Origin of the sequence: Rhodopseudomonas boonkerdii (assembly GCF_021184025.1) — a bacterium.
Taxonomy (GTDB): Bacteria; Pseudomonadota; Alphaproteobacteria; order Rhizobiales; family Xanthobacteraceae; genus Tardiphaga; species Tardiphaga boonkerdii.
This window is the reverse complement of record NZ_CP036537.1, coordinates 2139937-2164365: the sequence shown is the minus strand read 5'-3', so window position 1 is coordinate 2164365 and position 24429 is coordinate 2139937. Positions and strand designations below refer to the sequence as shown.

The window sequence follows — 24429 nt, the reverse complement described above, 5'->3', positions numbered from 1 at the left end:
CGTAGCAGTTCGTAGGGCGGATGAGCCGAAGGCATAATCCGCCGGCCGACATCATGCGGCGAAGAACGGCGGATTATGCTTCGCTCATCGCCCTCCGCTTGGCAGCGCTCACGCCGCCAGCGACGTCTCCACCAGCTTCACCCAATAGGACGAGCCGTACACGATCGCATCATCGTTGAAGTTATAAGCGGGGTGATGCAGACCGGCGCTGTCGCCGTTGCCCATGAAAATGAAGGCGCCCGGCCGCGCTTCGAGCATATAGGCAAAGTCCTCCGCCCCCATCACCGGCTCCATATCCGTGGCGACATTTGCCGCACCACCGACTTCGCCGGCGATCTTCGCGGCCAGCCTGGTTTCCTCGGGATGATTGACCACGACGGGATAACCGCGGTCGTAGTTCAGCGTGATGCGCGCACCGGTCTGCAACGCGACGCCAGCGCAAACCTCGTTCATGCGCTTCTCGACGAGATCGCGAACCTCTTTGCGGAGCGTGCGCACCGTGCCGCGCAGCTCGGCTGATGCCGGAATGACATTGCTCGCATGGCCCGCGTGGAATTCACAGATCGAGATGACGGCGGAATCCAGCGGACTAACCGTGCGCGAGACGATCGACTGGAACGCCATGATGAGTTGCGAGCCTGCCATCACCGGGTCGATGGTCTTGTGCGGATAGGCCGCGTGGCCGCCGACGCCTTCAATGGTGATGCCGATGCGATCCATTGCCGCCATGATCGGGCCGGTGCGCATGGAGAACGAGCCGATCGGCATGCCGGGATTGTTGTGCATCCCATAGACCTTCTGGATGCCGAAACGATCCATCAGGCCATCCTTGATCATCGCATCGGCGCCCGCCCCGCCCTCTTCGGCCGGCTGGAAGATCACCACGGCATCGCCGGCAAAATTGCGGGTCTCAGCGAGATATTGCGCAGCGCCGAGCAGCATCGAGGTGTGGCCGTCATGGCCGCAGGCATGCATCTTGCCGGGCGTCTTCGAGGCGTAAGACAGGTTGGTCTGTTCCTCGATCGGCAAGGCATCCATGTCGGCACGCAGGCCGATCACACCGCCCGCTCCCTTCTTGCCCTTGATGACGCCGACCACACCGGTCCGCCCTATGCCCTCGACCACCTCGTCGCAACCGAAGGCCTTCAGCTTTTCCGCCACGAAGGCTGCGGTGCGATGCACGTCGTAGAGCAGCTCCGGGTGCTGATGCAGATCGCGGCGCCAGGCCGTGATCTCGGGCTGCAATTCGACGATGCGGTCAATGATCGACATAGGTCAACTCGCTGCAATGAAATCTGTCCGTCTCAGCCTAGCATGTGACGTGCCAACTGCCCAAGCCGGCCCGCTGTCCCCGGTTATGCAATGGTTGTCTGTACATCGCAGCGCGCGGCCGCTAAGGCGTCATAATCCGGCAATGAACCGTGAATGATGGCAGGGAACGATGACGTGGCTCGAGGGTGATTTCGACTATATCGTGGTTGGCGCAGGCACCGCAGGTTGCATCGTCGCCAATCGTCTCTCTGCCGATCCCCGCAAACGCGTGCTGTTGCTGGAAGCCGGCGGAAAGGACAACTGGATCTGGTTTCACATCCCGGTCGGCTATCTCTTCGCGATTGGCAATCCCCGCTCCGATTGGATGTTTCGCACCGAGCCCGAGCCCGGCCTCAATGGCCGCTCGCTGGCCTATCCCCGCGGCAAGGTGATCGGCGGCTCGTCCGCCATCAATGCGATGATCTCCATGCGCGGGCAAGCCGCCGACTACGATCACTGGCGCCAGCTCGGCCTCACCGGCTGGGGCTATGACGAAGTGCTGCCGTCCTTCCTCAAGCTGGAAGATCACTTTCTCGGCAAGAGCGAGCATCATGGCGTTGGCGGCGGCTGGCGCATCGAGGCGCCGCGGCTGTCATGGGCGGTGCTCGATGCCGTGGCGGATGCCGCCGCGGAGATGGGCATTCGCCGCACCGACGATTTCAACACCGGCGACAATGAAGGCATCGGCTATTTTCATGTCAATCAAAAACGCGGACGGCGCTGGTCGTCGGCACGCGGTTTTCTCAAGCCGGTACTGAACCGGCCCAATCTGCGCCTCGAAACCGATGTGATGGTCGATCGGCTGATCGTCGAGAATGGCCGCGCCGTCGGCGTCCGCTTCAAGCAGAACGGACAGGAAATCGAAGTGCGCGCGAAGGGCGAAGTCGTGCTCTGCGCAGGCGCCGTCGGGTCACCGCATCTGTTGCAGCGCTCGGGCATCGGACCTGCCGAATGGCTTGCCGAAGCAGGAGTTAATGTCGTGCTCGACAAGCCCGGCGTCGGCCGCAATCTGCAGGACCATCTGCAGCAACGCGCGATCTACAAAGTCTCCGGCGTGCGCACACTGAACGAGACCTACTACAATCTGTTCCGCCGCGGCTGGATGGGCGTCGACTATGCGCTGCGCCGTCGCGGGCCGCTCACCATGGCGCCGTCGCAGCTCGGCATATTCACGCGTTCAGACGCTCATCGCGAGAGGGCGAATATCCAGTTTCACGTGCAGCCGCTGTCGCTCGACAAATTCGGCGATCCGCTTCACCGCTTCCCCGCCATCACCGTCAGTGCCTGCAATCTGCGTCCGACCTCGCGCGGCACGATTAAACTGCGTTCGGGCAAACCTGATGAAGCACCGGCCATCGCTCCGCACTATCTCTCGACGGATGAAGACCGTCAGGTCGCAGCGGACGCGATCCGCGTAACGCGAAAACTGATGAAGCAGAAGGCGCTGAGCGCCTATCGACCGGAAGAGTATTTGCCGGGACCATCTGTGGGGGACGATGCGGAAGCTTTGGCGAAAGCTGCCGGCGATATCGGCACCACGATCTTCCATCCGGTCGGCACCGCGAAGATGGGCACGGCATCAGATCCGAATGCCGTCGTCGACGAACGTCTGCGCTTCCACGGGATCGACGGATTGCGTGTAGTGGATGCCTCGGTGATGCCGACCATCACATCGGGCAACACCAACACCCCAACGGCGATGATCGCCGAAAAAGGCGCAGGGATGATCATCACGGATTCGCGATAACGCCGAATTCCGGGAATAAACCTCGCGCTCTCCCGATCCAGTCCTCGTTACCCGATCAAGGGTACAGGGAGACTGGCCATGAACGCATTCGACCACGACCATCATGATGACGATCCCCGCCTGAGTCGCCGCAAGGTGCTGGAATGTATGACATGGGCCGGAACCGGCGTGCTCTGGACCATTGCCGGCGGCGTGCCGCGCGCACTCGGCCTCGTCGGGGCGGCGCAGGCCTCAGAGCCCGCGGGGCTGACATTCCTGCAGATCAGCGACAGCCATATCGGTTTCGACAAGCCAGCCAATCCGAACGCGATCGGGACCCTCGAAGAAGCCATCGGCCGGATCAAGGCGATGCCGGCCGTGCCATCCTTCTTGATCCACACCGGCGATATCAGCCACCTGTCCAAAGCGTCTGAGTTCGACGATGCCGACCGGATCATCTCGCAGGCACGGCTCGATGTGCACTACGTGCCCGGCGAACATGATTTCATCGATGAGGAGGTCAAGCTCTATCGCGAACGCTATGGGCGCGGGACCAAGGGATCCGGCTGGTATTCATTCGATGCCAGCGGCGTGCATTTCATCGGTCTCGTCAATGTCGTCGACCTGAAGGCCGGCGGTCTCGGCAATCTCGGCGCGGAACAGCTTGCCTGGCTGGAAGACGATCTGCGGGGTCGATCGACATCGACGCCCATCGTGGTGTTTGCACATATTCCATTGTGGTCTGTCTATCCGACATGGGGCTGGGGTACCGAGGACGGTGCGCGTGCGCTGAGCCTGCTCAAGGACTTCGGATCGGTCACCGTGCTGAACGGCCACATCCATCAGGCGATGCAGAAGGTCGAGGGGAACGTCACCTTCCACACCGCCCGCTCGACGGCGTTTCCGCAGCCCGCACCGGGGACGGCGCCATCTCCGGGCCCGATGAAGGTCACCGACGACAAGCTACGCAGCCTGCTCGGTACGGCGAGCATTGTCTTCAAGCCGGGCGCCGAAAAACTCGCGATCATCGACACGCCATTGCAAAGCTAGAGGGCGTACAGTCATGACATCGCTGTTTTTACGCGGAGGCGGCTTTGGCATCACTCTCGCGGCAGCCATGGCTTTACAGATCTCTGGGGCACGTTGCGAAGAGGTGATGGTGACCATCGACAACTTCACCTTCTCGCCCGGCGAACTCACCGTGAAGGTCGGCACGACCGTGACCTGGAAAAACCAAGACGACATCCCGCACACCGTAGTATCCGCCGGAAAATTCAAGTCAAAGGCCCTGGATACGGGTGACAGCTACTCCTTCACCTTCTCGTCAGCCGGCGACTACAAGTATTTTTGTTCCCTGCACCCTCATATGACAGGGATGATCAAGGTTGAGTAACGACGGAAACCGGGGCATCACAATAACGTCCGGCCACCCACGGCCGGACATTGGCTGTAATAGACAAGTCGCTGCAACGGACAAGTCAATGCCAGCTCACGTCTCTGGTAACGACCCGGACAGGACACGGCGTTTCCGCGACGCCGCGTTGCCCTATCTCAATGACGTCTACACGCTGGCACGCTATCTCCTGCGCGATGCCACCGATGCCGAGGACGCCGTCCAGGAATGTTACCTGCGGGCGCTGAAGCATTTCGACAGCTATCGCGGCCCGGCGATGAAGCCATGGCTGTTCTCCATCCTGCGTAACATCTGCTTCGCCGAATTCGTCCGCCGGGCAAACGCCGCCTCCCCGACCGACGTGGAAGCAAACGGCCCGCAAACGGCCGAGCCGCTATGGCATGCAACCCAGGTTTCTCCAGAGACCGAACTGCTACAGCTGCGGGACGCAGCGTCCATCCAACGACTCGTGAGCGCGCTGCCCGAACCATTTCGGGAAACGATCGTGCTGCGTGAAATACAAGATCTGTCCTATCGCGACATCGCTGCGATCACGGACGTCCCGGTCGGGACCGTCATGTCCCGGCTTGCGCGCGCGCGCGCCATGCTGCGCGCAGCATGGCTTGCCGAAGAGGAGCGAGACAAATGACCTGTGACGAGGCCGAAATCCTGCTGCACGCGCTGCTCGATGGCGAGCTCGACGCGGGTCATGCGCGGGAGGTCGAACTGCACATGGCCGCCTGCGCGCACTGCGCCGCGCTGCTGCAAGCCTATGGCCAGATACGCGACCAGATGGCTCACAGCAATCTCCGGTTTGCCACGCCGCCACTGCTGCGTCAGCGCGTCGAAACATCCTTGCCACCGGCACGCGCCCCCAACCGACGTGGGGTCCTGAAAGGATTTGCGCTGGGATCGGCATTGTCGGCGCTGGCCGCCACAGGCCTCGTCGTACTTGTGCGTCACCAAGAAGACGAGCAACGCATTCTATCGGATGTCGTCTCGGCGCACCTGCGCTCGCTGCAGGCAGGGCATCTGACCGACGTTCTCTCGACCGACAAGCATACAGTGAAGCCCTGGTTCAATGGCCGGCTGGATGTCGCGCCGCCGGTCATCGATCTGGCTGCGCAGGGCTTCACGCTGATTGGCGGGCGGCTTGACTATATCGACGGCAGGACTGTCGGTGTCATTGTCTACCGGCGGCGTATCCATGTCATCAATCTGTTCGTCGCCCAGACGTCGAATACAGACACATATCCGGCGAAACTCGAAACCGTCCAAGGCTTCAATATTCGCCATTGGAGCCAGCGCGGCCTGAGTTACTGGGCAGCGAGCGACCTGAACAGCGAAGAACTTGCCGACTTCGGCAGCAAGTTCGAACATGCGGTGAATACGAGCTGACGCTTAGGCCGACTTCCGTACGGCATTATCGACCAGCGTCTTACCGAGCGACCAGATCGCGCCGGGAACCTTATGGCTGTCGGCAATCACCGTACGGAACGAATCCGTGATCCATCTGGTGTCGTCCTCGGTCACCACCAACGGCGGCAACAGCTTAATCGTGTGGCTGCCGTGGCCGGACACTTGCGTCAGGATTTTCTGATCCTTGAACAGCGGCACCGTAATCAGCTGGCAGAACAGTCCCTTGCTGGCCGATTCCAGGATATTCCACGACGCCTTCAGGCGCAGCGATTTCGGCGGCCCGAATTCGACGCCGATCATGAGACCCTTGCCGCGCACTTCTTTGAGGAGCTCGAATTCCGGGATCATGTTCTGCAGGGCCAGGCGAAGTTCGGCACCGCGTTTGGCGGCGTTCTCGACCAGCTTCTCGTGCTTCATGATTTCCAGCGTCGCGATGCCGGCAGCCATCGCCAGGTCGTTCTTGCCGAAGGTCGAGCCGTGGACCAACGAGCGATCCATGCGGTTGAAGATCTTGTCGAAAATCGGCTTGCGCGTCAGCAGCGCGCCGACCGGAACATGGCCGCCGGACAGCGCCTTGGCGAGCAGGATCATGTCCGGCTCGATGTTCCAGTGCTCGATGGCCAGAAACTTGCCGGTGCGGCCGAGGCCGGTCTGGATTTCGTCGGCGATGAACAGCGTGCCGTATTTGCGGCAGAGTGCGAGGGCGCCGGACAGGAATTCGTCCGAGGGCAGATTGACACCCTTGCCCTGGATCGGCTCGACGATGAAGCCTGCAACCTGTTTCGACGACAGCGCCTTTTCGAGCGCTTCGAGATCGTTGAACGGCACCACCGAGCAGCCCTGCAGCAGAGGGCCGAAACCGGAACGAAAATTGCTGTCATCGGTCAGCGATAGTGCGCCATAGGTCAGGCCGTGATAGGCATGATCGCAATAGACGATTTCGTTCCGGCCGGTGGCGTTACGAGCAAATTTGATCGCCGCTTCGACAGTCTCCGCGCCCGAATTCGCGAAAAACACCTTGTCCATATAGGGGACGTTTTCGAGTAACTTCTCGGACAGAATACCAGCGAGTGTCGAGACGTCCATCTGCACCAAATTGGGCAAATCCGCATCGAGCACCGACTTGAGCGCATTCCGCATCACCGGATGGTTGCGGCCAATCGCAAAAACGCCAAATCCGCTGAGTAGATCGAGGTAGCGGGCCCCCTCCCGGTCGAATAGATATTGGCCCGAGCCTCGCTGGAAGCCGACGTCATATCCGATCGTCTTGAGGACTCGGACGAGTTGCTCGTTGAGGTGGCGCGTATGCATGGAGCTACGCTGCGCCTCCCTTTCGACAAACATCTCGGAAACATCTAGATTCGGATATACCATGAGTTACATACGTCGGTTGATGGTCGCTTCGTCAACTGAAAACCGTAAATGCGGCGATTTGACTTCTCAGACACCGCAGATCGCCGAGAAACGCTACTTAAGCATAGGTCTGAACATGTTGCAGCGCCCACGCATTTCTACGCGCCCCCTTACATATTGCGGAATCCTTTTTTCAGCAGGCCTGTTTTCGGCAGGGCTGGCTCCTGCATTTGCCGCCGATCCGACCGGCGACTGGCAGGTCGAGGACGGCGTGGCGCATGTGCGCATCGCTGAGTGCGGCGGCAGCATGTGGGGCGCCATCTCTTGGGAAAAGACCCCGGGGATGACGGACAAGAATAATCCGGATGCAACCAAGAAATCCCGTCCGACGCTTGCTCACGCAATGATTCTCGACATGAAGCCGAACGCGGCGAAAGACAAGTGGTCGGGCCAGATCTACAATGCCAAGGACGGAAAATTCTACAAGTCCAGCATCAAGCTCGGCGACACCACGAACGAGCTTGAGGTCGAAGGCTGTGTGCTCGGCTTCCTGTGCGGCGGCCAGACCTGGACCCGCGTCGGTCCGCCGATCCCCTCAAGCCCCTCGAACGCCACCGCGAAGAATGCCGTTGCAGCCGGCGCCAAGGGTGCGCCTGCTCCCGGCGGCAAGATGGCCCCGGCACCTGCGCCGGGCAGCAATACGATGGCCAAGACCACGCCCGCTCCGACCACCGGCGCCAAGGCACCGGCTGGCCAGAAGCCGGCACTAGCGCCCGTGGCCGGTGCGCCGCAGCCGGGTGCAGATATCGGCGACATCTGCCTGCTGCCTGAAATCAACAAGGCGACGCATTAGTCAACAAAGCCTGTTGCAGGCAAAAAGGCGACCCGATCCGGGTCGCCTTTTTTCATTGTCACCGGTTCATTGTCACCGGTCGATTTCGCGCGGCTTGCCCATCAGGGCCGGCTGGAACAGCAGCACCGCCGCTAACGTCACCACGAAGGACATCGCCAGCAGCTTGCCCATGCTCGCCGTCCCCGGATGATTCGACAGCCAGAGACTGCCGAAGGCCGTGGCCGTTGCCAGCGCGCTGAAGAAGATAGCGCGCGTCAGCGACGACTGCAGCAGGTTTTTATGGCCCGCGCGCCAGGCGACGACATAGTAGATCTTGAACGCCACACCGACACCCAGCAGCAACGGCAGCGCGATAATGTTGGCAAAGTTGAGCGGCAGCCCGATCAGCACGCATATTTCCAGCGTCACGGCGCCCGCGACCAACAGCGGAACGATGGTGAGGAGTACATCGACGAAGCGACGCAGCGCCAGCCATAGCAGCAGCGAAATTGTGATCAATGCCCAGAAACCGGCGTGAATGAAGGCGGTCACGATCGTATCGCCCGACTTGAGGATAGAGACCGGACCGCCGACAGCGAGCGGCTCAGACTTCAGCACCGCATCGGCGAATTTGCGGAGCGTATCATTGTCGTTGGGATCACCGCTCGGCTGCGCCTCGACGCGAATCTGGCCATCCTTGGTCTTCCAGGAGTTCACGAGTTGGGGCGGCAGATTGTCGAGAGTGACCGGCGCTGCCTGCATGAGATTGCGAAGCTGCGCGAGAGCGATCTTCAGGGGCACGACAAAGGTCGCCTGCACCTGATTGCGCACGGCCTCGCTGGCATCGGCGGTCTTGGCAAGCGCATCCGCGAGCCGTCTGGCAGCGACCGCGCCAGGGCCGGTCTGATTGCCTGCGAGCTTGCGCAGGCTTGCAGCCGAATCCTTGAGCGCGGTCACATTCTCAGCATCGGTCGGCGCCTGATCGACAGACTCCGGATTGAGCGCAGGCTCCAGCACCTTTGCGCCAGCCTGAATGGCGGCAAGCTTGGCCGGCTGATCTTGCGGTACGAAACTGTCGAGTGAAATCGTACGCGCGACTTCCGGCAGCTTGGACAGACGCTCTTCAACCTGTTTCGCACCAGCTTCGTTGGGCGCCATCACATTCACGGCGTTCGCGCCGGTGTTGGGGTCGCGGCGCAGATCGAGGAACGTGGCGATCGATTCGACATGCGGATTGCGCAGATTGATTGGATTGAAATCGAAACGCAGGTGGGCCAGCAGGGGCAGGCCCGCAAGGGTCACGGCTAGCGTGCCGCCAATGATCCAGTAGCGCTTCTCCTCGAGGAAACGATCGACTGGCGCGAGGAAGGCGTAACCGACAGGCTCTTTCTCGCCGGCGGGATTCAGAAGATCGAGCAGCGCCGGGAGCATGGTGATGCTGGTGATGAATGCGATCATCATGCCGAGACCGGCGATCTTGCCGAGTTCGGATACACCTTTGTAGTCGGTCGGCAAAAAGGAAAGGAAGCCTGCGGCGGTGGCGAAGGCGGCCAGCGACAACGGCACGGCACAATAATTGGCCGCGCTGGCTAGAGCTCCGCGGAGATCATCCTTCTTGTAGCGCTCGGAGCGGTAGCGGACACTGAACTGAATGCCGAAATCAACGCCGAGACCGACGAATAGAACGGCGAACGCAATCGATAAAAGGTTCAGCGAGCCCACCATCATCAGGCCAAGGGCTGTGGTGATGGCGAGACCGACGAACAGGTTGACGAACACCGCACCGATGATCTTTGCCGAATGCAGCGCCAGCCAGAGGATACCAAGCACCAGCAGGACGGTAACGACGCCATTGAGCACCGCGCCGTCCTGTACGGTGGAGAATTCCTCATTGGCGATCGGAACCGGACCGGTAAGACGCACCCGCGCGCCGTATTCTCCCGCGATGTTCAGATCGACGGCAGCCTGACGGATGGCGTCGGTTGCATCCTTGCCGGGCTCCAGCGCCGCGAAATCGAGCACCGGCTTCGCCTCGATGAAGGCGCGCTTGTCAGAATCAGTCAGCGGCTTGTCGCTGACGAGGCCACGCCAGGAGAACGTGCCCTTACCGTTCTTCAGGACGTCTTCGATCGTCGCGGCGACCGTGTCGAATGTGCCGGCTGCGCTGTCGAGTTGGAGCTGGCCGCGGCGAATGCCCATGAGACCGGTTTCGAGTGCGCCGGTGAGGCCCCGGATGCTGGGATCGCCGGCCATGATTTCGAGCAGCGGCGCAGCCTGTTCGAACTGACCGGTCAGCCCCTGCACTTCCTTGGTGGGCAGGAACAACAGGCCGTTCTTCTCGAAGAACTCGCCGCCGTCGAGACGGCGAACGGAATCGAAGTTCTTCTTGTTGGGAGCGAGCTTTTTCTCAAGAGCATTCGCCGCTGCATTGGCGAATTCCGGCGTCGGCGCCTCGACAACGGCAATGATCAGGCGCTCCTGATCGAATGCCTTGTCGAAGGCCATGTCGCGCTGACGCCAGTCCAGATTCGGCGAGATCAGCTTATTGATGTCGGTGTTGATCGAGAAATTCTTGGCCGAATACCAGGCGGACGCGATCGAGAGCAGCACACCGACAATCACCACCGGAAGCGCGAATCGGGTGCAGAAATTCACGATCGAGACGACGACTTTTGTCAGCACGCTTTATCTTTCTATCTGGACGGGGCTCGCAATGAATGCGGCGCGCTTCGGTGGGTTCCGCAAAGGATGGCTTCGTAGCCGAACGGATGCGCTATCAGCAACGTGACGCGATGGCACAAAACGTGAGGTGGAATTGATTGAGAGCTGCGACGTCCTGTTATCGGGGTCAACGCGCGGGGTAAAGTGACGAACTGTTGAAATTTCGCAGCATTCTTTGGCCTAAATCCGAGATATCGTAAAGGTTTAAGCCTTAACCCGCGTTCAGGAACCCTGTTCCCGCCGGGTGTTGCATACTGAGTGATTTTTGTCACACAGAACGGCTCAAATACTTGGCCGGGCTGGATATGTCCCTGATTATGGTACACAATTATTGTTTGTCGGAATTCGTGATGGACTCTGTCTCTCGTGCTTGATCGCCCCCGCCCCTTGGAGATCTATTTGGCCCAGCCGCGCGGATTCTGTGCAGGCGTCGTGCGAGCCATCGAGATCGTGGAGCGAGCGCTCGAGCGCTATGGCGCGCCGGTGTATGTGCGACACGAGATCGTGCACAATAGGCATGTCGTCGAAACGTTGAAATCGAAGGGCGCTATTTTCGTCGAGGAACTCTCAGAGGTACCTGACCACGCCATGACGGTCTTCAGCGCCCACGGCGTCGCCCGCACCGTCGAGGAAGAAGCCGAGGCCCGCGGCTTGCCGGTTCTGGACGCCACCTGCCCGCTCGTCGCCAAGGTCCATAACCAAGGAAAGCGCTACGTCGCCAAGGGCCGAACGGTCATTCTCATCGGCCATGCGGGGCATCCGGAAGTCGACGGTACTATAGGACAGGTTCCCGGCCCTATTCATATCGTCCAGAGCATCGCCGATGTGGCCGCGCTGACGATTCCCGTGGACGAACCGGTCGCCTACATCACGCAAACGACGTTGAGCGTAGATGACACACGGGACATCATTTCCGCGTTACAGGCGAAATTCAGCGATATTCAGGGCCCGGACACCCGCGATATCTGCTATGCGACACAAAACCGCCAATCTGCGGTAAGAGACCTCAGCCGGCTCGTGGACGTGATCCTGGTCGTGGGGGCGGCCAACAGTTCCAATTCCAACCGACTCCGAGAGATTGGAACGGAAGTCGGTGTCGCGAGCTACCTCATCGCCGATGGCAGCGAGCTGAACCCCGAATGGTTAAGGGGCGCGCGGACTGTCGGCATAACGGCTGGCGCTTCGGCGCCAGAAGTGCTTGTAGACGACGTGATTGAAACCCTGCGGCGCATCGGGCCGGTTTCGGTATCGGTTCTGCCAGGACGCGAAGAGACGATTGAATTTCGACTACCCGCTGAACTGACCGCGGTTTGATCAACCTTCTTTAGTGAAGATGCCCAGAAAGAAAACTGTAATGGCAATTCCGTTCTTCAAAGAAATCAAGATTGGCGGCTATCTGATGAAGCAGAAGCTGCTGGGCCGGAAGCGCTATCCGCTCGTGCTGATGCTGGAACCCCTGTTCCGCTGCAACCTGGCCTGCGTCGGCTGCGGCAAGATCGACTATCCAAATGCGATCCTGAATCGCCGCATGTCGGCCCAGGAATGTTGGGAAGCCGCCGAGGAATGCGGCGCACCGATGGTTGCGATCCCGGGCGGCGAGCCGCTGATCCACAAGGAGATCGGCGAGATCGTGCGCGGCCTGGTCGAGCGCAAGAAGTTCGTCTCGCTCTGCACCAACGCGCTGCTGCTGGAGAAGAAGCTCGACCTGTTCGAGCCCTCGCCCTACCTGTTCTTCTCGGTGCATCTCGATGGTCTCAAGGACCACCACGACAAGGCCGTGTCGCAGGAAGGCGTGTTCGACAAGGCCGTCTCCGCAATCAAGGCCGCCAAGGCCCGTGGCTTCACCGTCAATGTCAACGCGACCATCTTCGACGGCCATTCAGCCGAAGAGATCGCAAAATTCCTGGACTTCACCGTGGAGCTCGGCGTCGGCGTCTCGATGTCGCCCGGCTATGCCTATGAGCGTGCACCGGATCAGGAGCACTTCCTGAACCGCAAGAAGACCAAGAAGCTGTTCCGCGACGTCTTCGCGCTCGGCAAGGGCAAGAAGTGGAACTTCATGCATTCCGGCCTGTTCCTGGACTTCCTCGCCGGCAATCAGGAATACGAATGCAAGCCGTGGGGCATGCCCGCGCGCAACATCTTCGGCTGGCAGAAGCCCTGCTACCTGCTCGGTGAAGGCTATACCAAGACCTTCAAGGAGCTGATGGACACCACCGATTGGGACACCTACGGTACCGGCAAGTACGAGAAGTGCGCCGACTGTATGGCTCATTGCGGCTACGAGCCGACCGCGGCCGATGCAGCCCTCACCAATCCGCTGAAGGCCATGTGGGTTGCGCTGCGCGGCGTGAAGACCGAAGGCCCGATGGCGCCGGAAATCGATCTCAGCAAGCAGCGCCCGGCGCAGTACGTATTTTCGTCGGAAGTGCAGAAGCGCCTGTCGGATATCCGCAAGGAAGAAGCCGAAGCCGCCGCTGCAAAGGCTGCCGCGAAGGCGGAAGCTGCCTCGGCTTCGACCGCCGCATAAGGCGCTTTTCATATACGGACAGCAAAAGGGCGCGATTCAGATCTCGCCCTTTTTGTTGGGGTTGCCCCTGCTCCACCCTCATCCTGAGGAGCCGCGTAGCGGCGTCTCGAAGGATGGCCGCAGAACTCCGAGCCAAGCCATCTCATGGTTCGAGACGGCGCTGTGCGCCTCCTCACCATGAGGGACTGAGATTACGCTTCCGCCGCCAGACCAATCCTGCTCAGCAAATAGCTACGGCAATCCTTCAGGCTGCGCAGCGCACGGTTGAAGTCGCGGCCGGTCGAGACCAGCGCGCGGATCACCAGCGGATTACGAGCGATGCCGCGCAGAACCTTGCGCAGATCGACATCGCCATTCGGCTTGATGGCGGTGGTGGCAATCTCCGGGAGCGCGCGGGTCGCGGGGTCGCTGACCACACGCAGAGCGGCAAAGGGCAAACCGGCCAGCGCCGCGAATTCAGCGGCGATATGGCTTTCCATATCGACGGCCGAGGCGCCGAATTCCGACCGCAAGGCGGCCTTGCCGGCCTGCCCGGTGACGACCTTCTCGACGCCGACCAGACCGCCGCGCACAACCTTCTGATTGCCAACGCCGGAACCTGCCAGAAGCTCGGCGCTGAGCTGTTCGGACGCCGGCCAGACCTGACCGGCGGCGACCACCTCAGTGGCCAGAACGACGGTGCCCGTCGTGAGGGCGGGATCGAGGCCACCGGCGACACCGAAGGAGATGACGCCTCGAACGCTGAGGGGATCGATATCGGCGAGCAGGCTACGGAGCTGAACCGGATCGCTGGACGAGCAGATGACCGTCATCCCGGGCCCGGCCGCGATCTTCGCTTCCTGGACCAGCCCCGTCACGATCAATACCGGCCGCGGATCGGCCGACATCATCGCGGACGACGTCGCCGCAGCGGAAATGCCCCCATCACCCAAGATCACATTCCGACTCCGACCGTCCTGCTGTTGGTGCTCTGCAAATTCCGGAACCGCGCCAACGCCCAGAGCGGAAAGAATTTTGAGTAGCCATGATATCGCAGATAAAATACGCGCGGGAAGCCGGTGGCGGTGTATCGGGCCTCGTCCCACAACCCTTTTTCGTTCTGTGTGGCCATTAAGTATCGCATTCCGCGTTCCACCGCCGGATTGTCGGCTTCTCCAGCCGCCATCAATGCAAGCAAAGCCCATGCCGATTGCGAGGCTGTGGACGGGGCCCCCTCGAAGCCCTTGTAGTCGAGACGGTAGCTGACCGCATCCTCGCCCCAGCCGCCGTCCTCGTTCTGGATCGAATAGAGCCAGGCGACAGCCTTGCGCATCGCCGGGTCCTGATGGTTCACGCCGGCCATGTTGAGCGCGCACAGCACCGACCAGGTGCCGTAGATGTAATTGAGCCCCCAGCGGCCGTACCACGAGCCCTCCGCAAGCTGGGTGCGGCGGAGATAGGCAACCGCATCCGCCAGCGGCTTCGAGCTCTCGACCGTATCCCCGAGCTGCGCCAGCATGGAGACACAGCGCGCGGTCACATCCTCGGTCGGCGGATCGAGCAGAGCGCCGTGATCGGAGAACGGAATATTGTTCAGGTAGTGATAGTGGTTATCGACGTCGAAAGCCGCGAAGCCGCCGTCGCTGCTCTGCATGCCAAGGATCCACTCCTTGCCGCGATCGATCGCCTGATCGTAATCCTTCGTGCCGGTCTGCCGGCGCGCACGATCCATCGCCATCATGACCACGGCCGTGTCGTCGAGATCGGGATAATGAGCGTTGTTGTACTGGAACGCCCAGCCTCCCGGACGGAGGTCCGGACGCTTGTCCGCCCAGTCCCCCTTCACTTCGAGTTCCTGCCGCGGCACCAGCCAGTCGAGGCCGCGCTTGGCCTGCGCGAACGTATCCTCGCCGCCAGTCTCCAGCATCGCATGGGCCGTCAGCGCGGTATCCCACACCGGCGAAACGCAGGGCTGGCAATAGGCTTCATGCTCGTGGATGACGAGCAGCTTGTCGATACCGCGGCGCTGGACGGCGCGCGGCGGATAATCCTCGGGATAGCCGAGAACGTCATAGACCATGACGGCATTGGCCATCGGCGGGAAAATGGCGCCGATGCCATCCTCGCCGTTCAGCCGCTCCTCGAAGAAGGCGACAGCCTTATCGATGGCGCTCTGGCGAAACTTCTTCGGAAAATAAGGTTCGGCAGCACGCAGCAGCTTGTCGATAGCAGTGAAGAACGCGAACCAGCCGCGATTCTGATGCGGCGCGCGGGCCAGCGTGCCGATCGTGCGCGGATCCTGCAGGAACAGTTCGTCGATGCCGACGCCCTTCGGATTCTTGGCCCGCGCCTTCTTGGCCGCCAGCACGATCAAAGTGACGACGGTGGTGCGCGCCCAATAGGACATCTTGTTGAGGTGGAACGGAAACCACGCCGGCAGATGCATGATCTCGACCGGCAGCACGGGAACGCTGCGCCAGGTAGTTACGCCGAACATCGACAGCAGGAAACGCGTGAAGACATTAGCGTTGATGGCGCCTCCCCGCTCCAGCGCCGCCTCGCGTGCCCGCTTCATATGCGGCGCGTCGATGTCGTCACCGATCATCTTCAGCGCGAAATAGGCCTTCACGGTCGCGCTCATATCGAACGGACCGTCATGCACCAGCGGCCAGCCGCCATGCGCGCCCTGGATGCGGCGCAGATAGTTCGCGATCTTGGCTTCCAGTTCCGCATCGACCGGCTCCGCAAGGAAGTGCCGCATCAGCACATATTCCGCCGGAATGGTGGCATCGGCTTCGAGCTCGAACACCCAGTGACCATCGCTCTGCTGGAAATCCAGCAGGCTCTTCTTGGCCGATGCGATGCTGCCTTCCAGCTTCGCCCTGTCGATGGTGAGTTCAGAAGTGGTCGAGGCCATGATGTTCGATTGATCTCCGTACGCGTCGTAACGTTGGGCGACTGAGTGTGTTTCCGTTCAGATCTTCCCCAGTGCCATATCGGCGGCACGATCGCCGGAGCGGATCGAGCCTTCAATGGTCGCCGGCAGGCCGGTATCGGTCCAATCACCGGCAAGGAACAGGTTCTTGAATTCGGTGCGGGTTCCGGCGCGCAAGGCGTTCTGCGCCGGCGTCGCCGCAAAGGTCGCGCGGCGCTCACGCACGATCTGCCATTTTGGCAACGGCGCCTTGATGTTCGAGACCTGACAGATCTCGTCCCAGATCTGCTGCGCGAACTGTTCGCGCGGCAGATTCACGAAACGATCGCCATTGCTGATGGTGATCGAGAAACGATTGTCGAAGGCGAACAGCCATTCGACGATGCCGCCGACGACACCGACCAGCGGCGCCTGGCCCGGGGGCGGCACGTAGGCAAAATGCGCATTGACGATAGCGCGCATTTCCGTCGGCGTCTTGACGCCTGGAAGCAGGTTCTTCGCCGACCATGCCGGCACGGCCATGATCACCACATCTTCGGCACCGAGCGCGATCACATCGCCCTCGCCGAACTTCAATTCGCTGACACGCTCCCCGGCCATGGTGTAGCCGCGCAACTCGTGGCCGAAGTGAACGCCGGCACCCTTCTTGCGCAGCATCTCGACGGCGGGTTCGACCAGCACGTCGCTGAGGCCGGAGCGCGCAATCAACGGGCGACACGCCTGCCCGCCCGCCAGCAAGGTCTCGCGCACGATGGCGCCGGCAAGACCGGCAGAGCCTTCTGGCGGATCGACATTCAGTGCCGCGAGCAGCAGCGGTTGCACGAGGCGGTCGTAGAGCACGCCTTCACATTTGATGGTGTCGCCAACGAGCTTGTCATTGCCGGCCCAGAGCAGCGGCGTCAGCGCGAAATAATCGCCGACCGACGTATCGGGCACGCGACGCGATGCATCGAACAGCCAGGTCGGAATGCGGCCGTCACCGAGATCGAGCTGCCAGCGCTTGCCGGATGTAAGATCGGCGAAGGCGAATAGGGCGCGCGCCGGGCCGACGAGGCCAGCTTCGGTGCCGATCGACTTCGCATAGTTGAGGACATGGCTGTTGCCCGACAGGACGAGGTGATTGCCGTTGTCGATGGTGAGTCCGGTCTGCGCATCGAAATAGGAGCGGCAGCGGCCACCGGCCTGCTGGGTCGCCTCATGCACGTGGACCTGGTAACCGGCATTGCTGAGACTGACAGCAGCGGCAAGGCCGGACACGCCGGCGCCAATGATATGGGCGGTTTTGGACATCAGATGATCGCGTATCGCAGCAGGATCGCTATCTTGGAGGCCTTGCCGAGACGAACGGGATCGCGCGGCAGAGCGAAGCCGCGTTTCACCAGCAATTCCAGGATGGCGTGATAGTATTTCGACATGATCCGCGGCGCACGCACGGCGCGGCGCCTGTTACGGGCCATGATCTCGTCAGACTTCTTGAAATGCTCCTGAGCCCGGCGCACGAGAGGTGCAGCCACCTTCGGAAGCGCCTTCTCCTTGATCACCACCTGCGGGTCGCTGGAGGTGATGCCGGCATGATAGAGCAGTTCGCGCGGCAGATAGAGACGACCGAGCGCGGCATCTTCATCGATATCGCGCAGGATATTGGTGATCTGCAGCGCGCGGCCGAGATGATGGGCGAGCAGCACGCCGTCCTCATCGGGCATGCCGAACACCTTCACCGACAGCCGGCCCACCGCGCTCGCCACGCGATCACAATAGAGATCGAAGGTTGCCTCATCCGGCGCACGGATGTCGGCGGGGATATCCATCTCCATCCCGTCGATGACGGCGAGATAGTCTTCCTTGAGCATGCCGAAACGCTTGATCGGCTCGACATAGTCGCGCACGCGCGGCGGCGGGTTGCCGGCATAAAGCGCTTCGATGTCCTCGCGCCACTGCTGCATCTGGCTGAGCCGCAGCTCGCGCGGCTCATGCGAGTCCGCGATGTCGTCGACCTGACGGCAAAAGCTGTAGATCTGAAACATGGCGTCGCGCTGCTCGCGCGGCAGGATACGCATCGCCGCGTAGAATGAGCTGCCCGCGGCGACGCCCTGGGCTTCGCTGGTCTCGGTCTGGGTATTCATCTGGTTCATTTGCCCGCCGCCGGACGCGAGAGCGGAACGGATGTGGTCGCGCGGCGCCACAGGCACCCCGCGATGGCCGCGAGCGCATGACCGGCCATGCTGCCCTTGGAGAGATGCACCTTCTCGCTCAGCGGATCGCGCACCCGCAGCAGCTTCGAGATTTCCCAAGCGAATTTCTCGATGACGGCGATGTTGCAGGCAAACCGCGTGTCCGCCATGTGCACCGTCAGACTGTCGCCCTCGCGCAGCAAGGCCTCGTTGCGAGACACGATCTCGCGCAGGCATGCGAGCAGCGCCAGCGACGACTTTGGCTTGTCGAGCGCTTCGACGCCGACGTCATGGCGCTGCATGATATCCTGCGGCAGGTAGACGCGATCGAGATCGCGATAATCCTTGGCACAATCCTGCAGATGGTTGTTGATCTGCAGCGCCGCACAGATGGCATCCGAAGCCGGCCAGGTGGCCTTGTCCTCGCCATGCACCTCGAGCATGAAACGACCGACCGGCATCGCCGAGAACGAGCAGTAATGGATCAGTTCGTCCCAATCGGCATAGCGCAGCTTGGTCACGTCCATCCGGAAGGCGGTGAGTAGATCGAGCGCATGGCGCGGCGGCATGCCGCGCTCGGCGAAGGCAGCGCGTAGCGTATTCGCTTCGGCCTGCTCATCGTGCTTGCCGAGCAGCCCCGTCTCCAGCTCGTCCAGCATCGCGAGCTTGGTCGAGGCATCGAGCAGCGCATGATCGGCAATATCGTCGGCGGTCCGGACGAAATTATAGAACGCCAGAATCAGCGCCCGGTGGCGCGAATGGATGATCCTCGACGCGACCGGGAAGTTCTCGTCACGATCGGTCTTGCCGGATCGCAGCTCGCTCGCAGGGGTCATCAATCTCGGCTTCGTTCAATGAAAACTGGGGTGAAGTGGACGCTGTCGCGGTTCAAAAATACCGGCCGACGAGCCGTCTGCGCCCTCATATAGGCCAAATCGGCCAGCGAAACCAATGCCAATATGCCACCCTCGGCCGCAGCGCATGCCAGGCCGGAACAGCTGCCGGCGGGCTCGCGGCAGGCGCCGTGAGCCCGGATAATCGGGAGATGGAACCCTTACTGGCCGTGGCTGACCAGCACGTCGTTGCAGGCCTTGCTGATCTTGGGACGATTTTCCTTGAGGCAGGACAGAATCACCAGATCGCCCTGATCCATGACGTTGCGGCAAAGCTTCTGCACGTCGCGGGTGCAGGCCTTTTGCTCAGCTTCGGTGCCGCTGCGGCCTTGGGTCTGCTGGGCCAATGCGCCGGTCGAGGCAGATGCGGCGATCACGGTCAAGGCCAGGAGAATTTTACGCATTGTCGTCCTTCAATTCAGCAAGCGAGAGTCAGCCCGAAGGGCTCCATAGCACAAACCGTAACAATCGCACCTGTCGACCGATCCCGAACAGCGGCCCTCCGCGCACATTCATCGCGAGGGATGCATGGGAGACACAGGCCGCAAACGCACTAACCCGCAAAATGCGACCGCAGGGTGCCTGCCGGTCCCGCGCTCACCGACGGGGACCTGCTCCAGCCCGACCGATCAGCCCGGCGCCAGCCATCGCGACCAAGACTGGAACCTGCCAATGCTCAATCGACAATGCTTCGGGGGCCCCACGCGGAACCGAGACGGATGTCCATACGGTTTCGTGATCGCTCCTCATGGCCGATTGAACCTGTCCCAACCGCTGCAACACTCACGTCCGAAGCGTCGCGGCACCATATTGCCGGCGCGGTGCCAATCTTTTCGGGGATACCAACATGACGATTCATTCTGCCGGCCTGCTCGGCCATGCCCTCAAGGCCGCCGGCGCCGGCGCGCTTCTGATACTGTCGGTCTCGGCGAGCTACGCCCAGTCCGCTCCCTTTGCAGGCTTCGACGGCAGCTGGAGCGGCAACGGCACCGTCACCCTTTCGGACGGCTCGTCCGAGAAGATTCGTTGCCGTGCGACCTACAAGGTGGGCAGCAGCGGCACGGCGCTCGAACAGAGCCTGCGCTGCGCCAGCGACAGCTATAAATTCGATCTTTCGAGCAATGTCATCAGCTCGGGCAACAACGTGTCCGGCAGCTGGAGCGAAGCCAGCCGCAACGTCTATGGCAATCTGAATGGAAAAGCCGGCGGCGGCCAGATCGAGGTCTTCGTCGAAGCCGCGGGTTTCGCGGCGAACATCACGCTGACGACCAGAGGCAACAAGCAGAACGTCTCGATCTCGTCGAAGGGCGAGATTCGCGGCGTCAGCATCAGCATGACCAGGGGTTAAACTCACGCTTGCTGTCATCACCCGCGAAAGCGGGTGATGACAGCACACACCGACTCCGGACACGTTCTCAAAGGCCGATGTCTGCTGGACCGCCCGGTCAAGCCGGGCGACGATAGGTGGCGTCAGCGCACGCTCATTCCATCCCCTTCGCCAACGTCGATTTGCCCGTCAGCTTCTGCTGCATCTGGATCAGCCACATCGATGTCGGACGCAGGATGAAGAGGTCGGCGACCAGCGCAGCCACCATCGAGAAGGCGCTAAGCCAGCCGAACAGCCGTAGCGATGGCAAATCCGAAAACACCGTCACCACGAGGCCGCAGGCCAGCACCACCGTCGTGAGAATGAGCGCCGGGCCGACCAGCACGGTCGCGCGCTCGACAGCGACGGCCGGATCGGTGCCTGGCGTATCTTCAAGCCGCAGACGGTTGAGAAAGTGGATGGTCGCGGACAAGCCGAGACCGAAGGAGACCGTGAGCGCGACGACGCTGGCGAATTGCAGCCCCTCCCCGAGCAGCCACAACACGAATCCCGACAACACCACCGGAAAGATGCCCGGCAGGATGCAGGCCAGCATCACCACCCAGGAGCGGAAGGCCAGACCGATGAAGACCGCGACCAGACCGAACTCGATGGTCAAGCCGTGATTGAGCTTTTCGATCATGCTGGCGCTGTTGCGCGCCGCGATCGCAGAGAGGCCCGTCACCGCAATCTCATAGCCGGGATGCGCGCTGCGGACGGTGTTCAGCGCCGTATCGAGTTTGTCCACCACCGGCAGGATCTGACTGGCGTCACTGTCGGGCACGCGGCCTGACACCACGACCGCGGTCTTGTCGGCCGAGATGAAGCGGCGCACGAGATGCTCGGGAATAACGTCGACATATTCCTTCAGCGTTGCGACATCGGTCGAGCCCGCCTTCTCCGCCAGCCAGCGGCGCAGCGTTTCCAGCGACCAGACATTGCCGACACCGGATGTCTTCTCGACCATCGCATGGACATCGGCGATGGTCTTGAGCGTTTCAGGCGAATACAAGTCCTGTCCCTTCGGGAATTCGATCAGCACGTCGATGGGATTGGCGCCGGTAAGCTTGGCGTCGAGACGGCCGCTGGCCGCCACCGCCTGTTCCTTGTCCGGCACCTGATCAGCCAGACGATAGCGTGGCTCGAGACTGGCATAGACGGTGCCGAGGCCGACCACGACCAGCAGTGAAATCAGGCTGAACAGGCCGGGACGCCCGACCATGCGCACCGCAATCCAGTAACAGAAAGCGCGCAGCGCCTGCACGCCCGCATCGGCTGCCTGGAACTTCTGCGCGAAGATCTTTTCGTTGCGCACCAGCAGCACGCCGAACACCGGCACCAGCGACAGCACCGCGACCAGCGCGATGATGGTGGCGGTCAGACCCGCCTCACCGAAAGCGCGGATCAGATCGGAGTCCGAGAACTGCAGAGCGAGGAACGAAATGCCTGCGGTGCCATGGGTCAACACGCAGGCCGGACCGACAACGCGCACCGCGTTGGTGAAGGCCGAGTATTTGTCCTCACCGGCGATCAGGCGGTCACGCGCGGCGAAGGTCAGTTGCATGGAGTCGGCAAAACTGATCACCATGATCAGCGGCGTCATCACATTGAGGAACATGTTGAGGCTGAAGCCGGCCCAACCGAGCGCACCCAGCGCCAGCAGGATCGCCAGCAGCGGCGGAAACGCCGCCACGATCATGAAAGAGATCTTGCGGAAGAAGATGATGGCGATGATGCAGCCGGCGAGAATGCCGATGACATTATACATCAGGCCGTCGCGCTCGACCGCATTGCGGATTTCGAGCTGCATCACCGGCACGCCGGACAATTCCTTGGTCAGGCCGCTATCCGCCAGATCTTCATTCATGGTCTTGCGGATATTTGCGATGACGCCGGACAGCTTGTTGTTGCTCACGACTTCTGGATCGAGCGACAGCACCACGAGCGCGAGAGTGCCGTCTTCCGACAGCAGCTTGCCGCGGATCAACTCGTTCTGCTTCACCGTCTCGATGAACTGGTCATAGGCCGCGCCTTCCGGCAATTCGCTGGGAAACAGCGCCGCCGGCAATTTACCCGGCGCTGGCGTCTGCCGTGCCGAGAAGATCGAGATCAGGCCGCGTACGCCATCGACCAGTTGCAGATCGGTAACGAGGTCGCGCATCTTTTCCAGATTGTCGCGGGCGAGCAGCGTCTTGCCTTCGAGCACCACGAGCACATCGAATTCGGTCGAGGGGAAACGCTTCGTCACTTCCTCATACTGTTTGTATTCCTTGCTGTCGGAGCGGAACAGCTGGCTCAGCGAATCGTCGATCTTGATGCGCTGGATGCCGAACACGGCGCCGATCACCAGCGCCAGCAGAATGATGCAGGAGAGCACAGGGGCACGAACGGCGATTAGGCCCATGCGCTCAAGGCCGAAGGCGATGCTGGATGGACCACGCCCCAGTTTCTTGATGTCGGCGTCGTGGGAGCTCATCTGGTCCATGCCGTGTCCTGTAAACGTTTATCTCGATTAAGCACGATCTTCCCCGAAAACCGGTGACCACTTTTCAGGATCGTGCTCTAGCCTTTGAAATTACGTGGTAAATTCGCCGGCCGGGTGTAGCAGTTCTGTGTGACTTTTCGCAAGGCGACGCTGGTGCAGGGCAATCACCGGGACAACAAATTACGGTGTGGAGTGCGTCAACCTGCCGGTGCGGCCAGATGCATTCCGCTTTCTTCCTTCAAAGCGATACCGGTGACGCCACGTCGCAGGCCCTCGCGAGCCAGCCACGCAATCTTGATCGCAGCCTCGTCGAAGCTCAGTCCTGCGGACTGGATATTGGAGACACAATTGCGTTCGGCATCGCTCCGGCCCGGCCGGGGCGCGACAGTGATATAGGCACCGAGACTCTGTGGCGCGGATAGCCCAGGCCGCTCGCCGATCAGCATGACGGTCATGCGCGCATTAAGCAGCGCGCCAATCTCGTCGCCGAGGGCCACGCGCGCACCACTGGCAACGACCATCGGCCCGAGGGACAGACCCTCGAGCTTCGGCAGCAACACCGTGACCAGGCCGATCCCGTGCGCATTGACCGCCGCCGGCGAAAGCCCGTCCGCAATCACAAGCGCAACGTCGCAGCCGTCACCATTTCGCTCGTCGAGCAAGGCGCGCGATTCGGGGGCGAGCTTGCGGCCGAGATCGGGACGCTTCAGGTAATCCGCGCGGTCGGCCACAAGGCTCGATACGGTCAGCGCCCGCCAACCTCGGTCGGCGAGAGCTGTAGCCATGACGGCAGCCGCGAACGGCGCATGCACGGCATCGCGGGCACGTGCATGGTCGAGAGTAAAATCAAGCAGCGCCGGCGTCGTGAGGCTTGCGCCCGCGCGGCCAAGGCCGACACGCGCTGGCGTCAGCCGTCGCAAATCGGCAAGCGACGGAGTTGAAGGGCCCGCTATTGGCGTGTCGCGTTCGATCATGAAGGCACTTTGCCCAACCCCGCCAAGAAACTCCACCCTCATGGTGAGGAGGCGCAACGCGCCGTCTCGAACCGTGAGATGGCTTGGCCTCCTGCGTCTGCGGCTATCATACGAGACGCCGCGGCGCGGTTCCTCCGTGTCTGACTCAAAAAGCGGTCGAGGTGGTTTTCGACTGCTTTTGCTCGGAACAATGCCCGTTCAGCTCAGAATCTAGATTCTCCACCCCTCATCCTGAGGAGCCGCGCAGCGGCGTCTCGAAGGATGGCCGAAAAGGTTCCGAGCCAAGCCATCTCATGGTTCGAGACGGCGCTGCGCGCCTCCTCACCATGAGAGACAGAGCT

The 24429-nt window shown here is 61.5% G+C and carries 20 protein-coding genes; 9 read left to right on the top strand and 11 right to left on the bottom strand.

All coding sequences use genetic code 11. The features are described from left to right. Positions 1-108: 108 nt before the first annotated feature. Positions 109-1272, bottom strand: a complete 1164-nt coding sequence (locus tag E0H22_RS09980; protein WP_233025491.1) for a M20 aminoacylase family protein — start codon at positions 1270-1272, stop codon at positions 109-111. Positions 1273-1441: 169 nt separating this feature from the next. Here E0H22_RS09980 and E0H22_RS09975 point away from each other — a divergent pair, with 169 nt between their 5' ends. The 5 genes from E0H22_RS09975 (at position 1442) to E0H22_RS09955 (ending at position 5828) form a co-directional block, all read left to right on the top strand. Next, complete coding sequence (locus E0H22_RS09975; protein ID WP_233025490.1) at positions 1442-3058, top strand: GMC family oxidoreductase; 1617 nt, start codon at positions 1442-1444, stop codon at positions 3056-3058. Positions 3059-3136: 78 nt separating this feature from the next. Further along, the gene (locus E0H22_RS09970; protein WP_233025489.1) at positions 3137-4087 is read left to right on the top strand and encodes a metallophosphoesterase family protein; all 951 of its coding nucleotides are present in this window, start codon (positions 3137-3139) and stop codon (positions 4085-4087) included. A 13-nt stretch (positions 4088-4100) separates the two neighbouring features. Further along, positions 4101-4430: a cupredoxin domain-containing protein gene (locus E0H22_RS09965; RefSeq protein ID WP_233025488.1), complete on the top strand. Its 330-nt coding sequence runs from the start codon at positions 4101-4103 to the stop codon at positions 4428-4430. A gap of 88 nt (positions 4431-4518) precedes the next feature. Further along, a complete protein-coding gene (locus tag E0H22_RS09960; RefSeq protein ID WP_233025487.1) occupies positions 4519-5079 on the top strand; it encodes a sigma-70 family RNA polymerase sigma factor in 561 nt (186 codons plus the stop codon). Further along, a complete protein-coding gene (locus E0H22_RS09955; protein ID WP_233025486.1) occupies positions 5076-5828 on the top strand; it encodes an anti-sigma factor family protein in 753 nt (250 codons plus the stop codon). Before E0H22_RS09960 ends, E0H22_RS09955 begins: the two co-directional genes overlap by 4 nt. Positions 5829-5831: 3 nt before the next feature. On the opposite strand, the gene hpnO is transcribed toward E0H22_RS09955, so the two are convergent. Further along, on the bottom strand, positions 5832-7223 hold the full coding sequence (gene hpnO, locus E0H22_RS09950) for an aminobacteriohopanetriol synthase HpnO (protein ID WP_233025485.1): 1392 nt from the start codon (positions 7221-7223) through the stop codon (positions 5832-5834). Between hpnO and E0H22_RS09945 the strand changes: the two genes are divergently transcribed. Then, complete coding sequence (locus E0H22_RS09945) at positions 7159-8055, top strand: DUF2147 domain-containing protein (RefSeq protein WP_430715239.1); 897 nt, start codon at positions 7159-7161, stop codon at positions 8053-8055. The genes hpnO and E0H22_RS09945 overlap by 65 nt on opposite strands. Before the next feature lie 72 nt (positions 8056-8127). Here the strand turns inward: E0H22_RS09945 and hpnN are convergent, their stop codons facing one another. Next, a complete protein-coding gene (gene hpnN, locus E0H22_RS09940) occupies positions 8128-10716 on the bottom strand; it encodes a hopanoid transporter HpnN (protein WP_233025483.1) in 2589 nt (862 codons plus the stop codon). Positions 10717-11142: 426 nt separating this feature from the next. On the opposite strand from hpnN, the gene ispH reads away from it, so the two are divergent. Continuing rightward, complete coding sequence (gene ispH, locus E0H22_RS09935; protein WP_233025482.1) at positions 11143-12069, top strand: 4-hydroxy-3-methylbut-2-enyl diphosphate reductase; 927 nt, start codon at positions 11143-11145, stop codon at positions 12067-12069. 40 nt (positions 12070-12109) lie between these two features. Continuing rightward, the gene (hpnH, locus tag E0H22_RS09930; RefSeq protein WP_233025481.1) at positions 12110-13285 is read left to right on the top strand and encodes an adenosyl-hopene transferase HpnH; all 1176 of its coding nucleotides are present in this window, start codon (positions 12110-12112) and stop codon (positions 13283-13285) included. A gap of 191 nt (positions 13286-13476) precedes the next feature. Here hpnH and E0H22_RS09925 read toward each other — a convergent pair whose 3' ends face one another. From E0H22_RS09925 to E0H22_RS09900, 6 genes are all read right to left on the bottom strand, one after another. Further along, positions 13477-14175, bottom strand: a complete 699-nt coding sequence (locus tag E0H22_RS09925; protein WP_233026262.1) for a phosphorylase — start codon at positions 14173-14175, stop codon at positions 13477-13479. 44 nt (positions 14176-14219) lie between these two features. Beyond that, positions 14220-16181, bottom strand: coding sequence for a squalene--hopene cyclase (gene shc, locus E0H22_RS09920; protein ID WP_233025480.1), 1962 nt, complete (start codon positions 16179-16181; stop codon positions 14220-14222). A gap of 57 nt (positions 16182-16238) precedes the next feature. Beyond that, positions 16239-17489 (bottom strand): hydroxysqualene dehydroxylase HpnE, encoded by a 1251-nt coding sequence (gene hpnE, locus E0H22_RS09915; protein ID WP_233025479.1) that lies wholly within the window; start codon positions 17487-17489, stop codon positions 16239-16241. Further along, complete coding sequence (gene hpnD / locus E0H22_RS09910) at positions 17489-18331, bottom strand: presqualene diphosphate synthase HpnD (RefSeq protein WP_233025478.1); 843 nt, start codon at positions 18329-18331, stop codon at positions 17489-17491. The genes hpnE and hpnD overlap by 1 nt, the downstream gene beginning before the upstream one ends. Then, on the bottom strand, positions 18328-19206 hold the full coding sequence (gene hpnC / locus E0H22_RS09905) for a squalene synthase HpnC (RefSeq protein WP_233025477.1): 879 nt from the start codon (positions 19204-19206) through the stop codon (positions 18328-18330). The genes hpnD and hpnC overlap by 4 nt, the downstream gene beginning before the upstream one ends. 218 nt (positions 19207-19424) lie before the next feature. Further along, the gene (locus E0H22_RS09900; RefSeq protein WP_233025476.1) at positions 19425-19667 is read right to left on the bottom strand and encodes a cysteine rich repeat-containing protein; all 243 of its coding nucleotides are present in this window, start codon (positions 19665-19667) and stop codon (positions 19425-19427) included. A 443-nt stretch (positions 19668-20110) separates the two neighbouring features. Between E0H22_RS09900 and E0H22_RS09895 the strand changes: the two genes are divergently transcribed. Continuing rightward, on the top strand, positions 20111-20611 hold the full coding sequence (locus E0H22_RS09895; RefSeq protein WP_233025475.1) for a hypothetical protein: 501 nt from the start codon (positions 20111-20113) through the stop codon (positions 20609-20611). A 133-nt stretch (positions 20612-20744) separates the two neighbouring features. On the opposite strand, the gene E0H22_RS09890 is transcribed toward E0H22_RS09895, so the two are convergent. Both E0H22_RS09890 and eutC read right to left on the bottom strand, forming a co-directional pair. Continuing rightward, positions 20745-23114, bottom strand: coding sequence for an efflux RND transporter permease subunit (locus E0H22_RS09890; protein ID WP_233025474.1), 2370 nt, complete (start codon positions 23112-23114; stop codon positions 20745-20747). Between the two features lie 197 nt (positions 23115-23311). Beyond that, positions 23312-24067 (bottom strand): ethanolamine ammonia-lyase subunit EutC, encoded by a 756-nt coding sequence (gene eutC, locus E0H22_RS09885; RefSeq protein ID WP_233026260.1) that lies wholly within the window; start codon positions 24065-24067, stop codon positions 23312-23314. Positions 24068-24429: the final 362 nt, after the last annotated feature.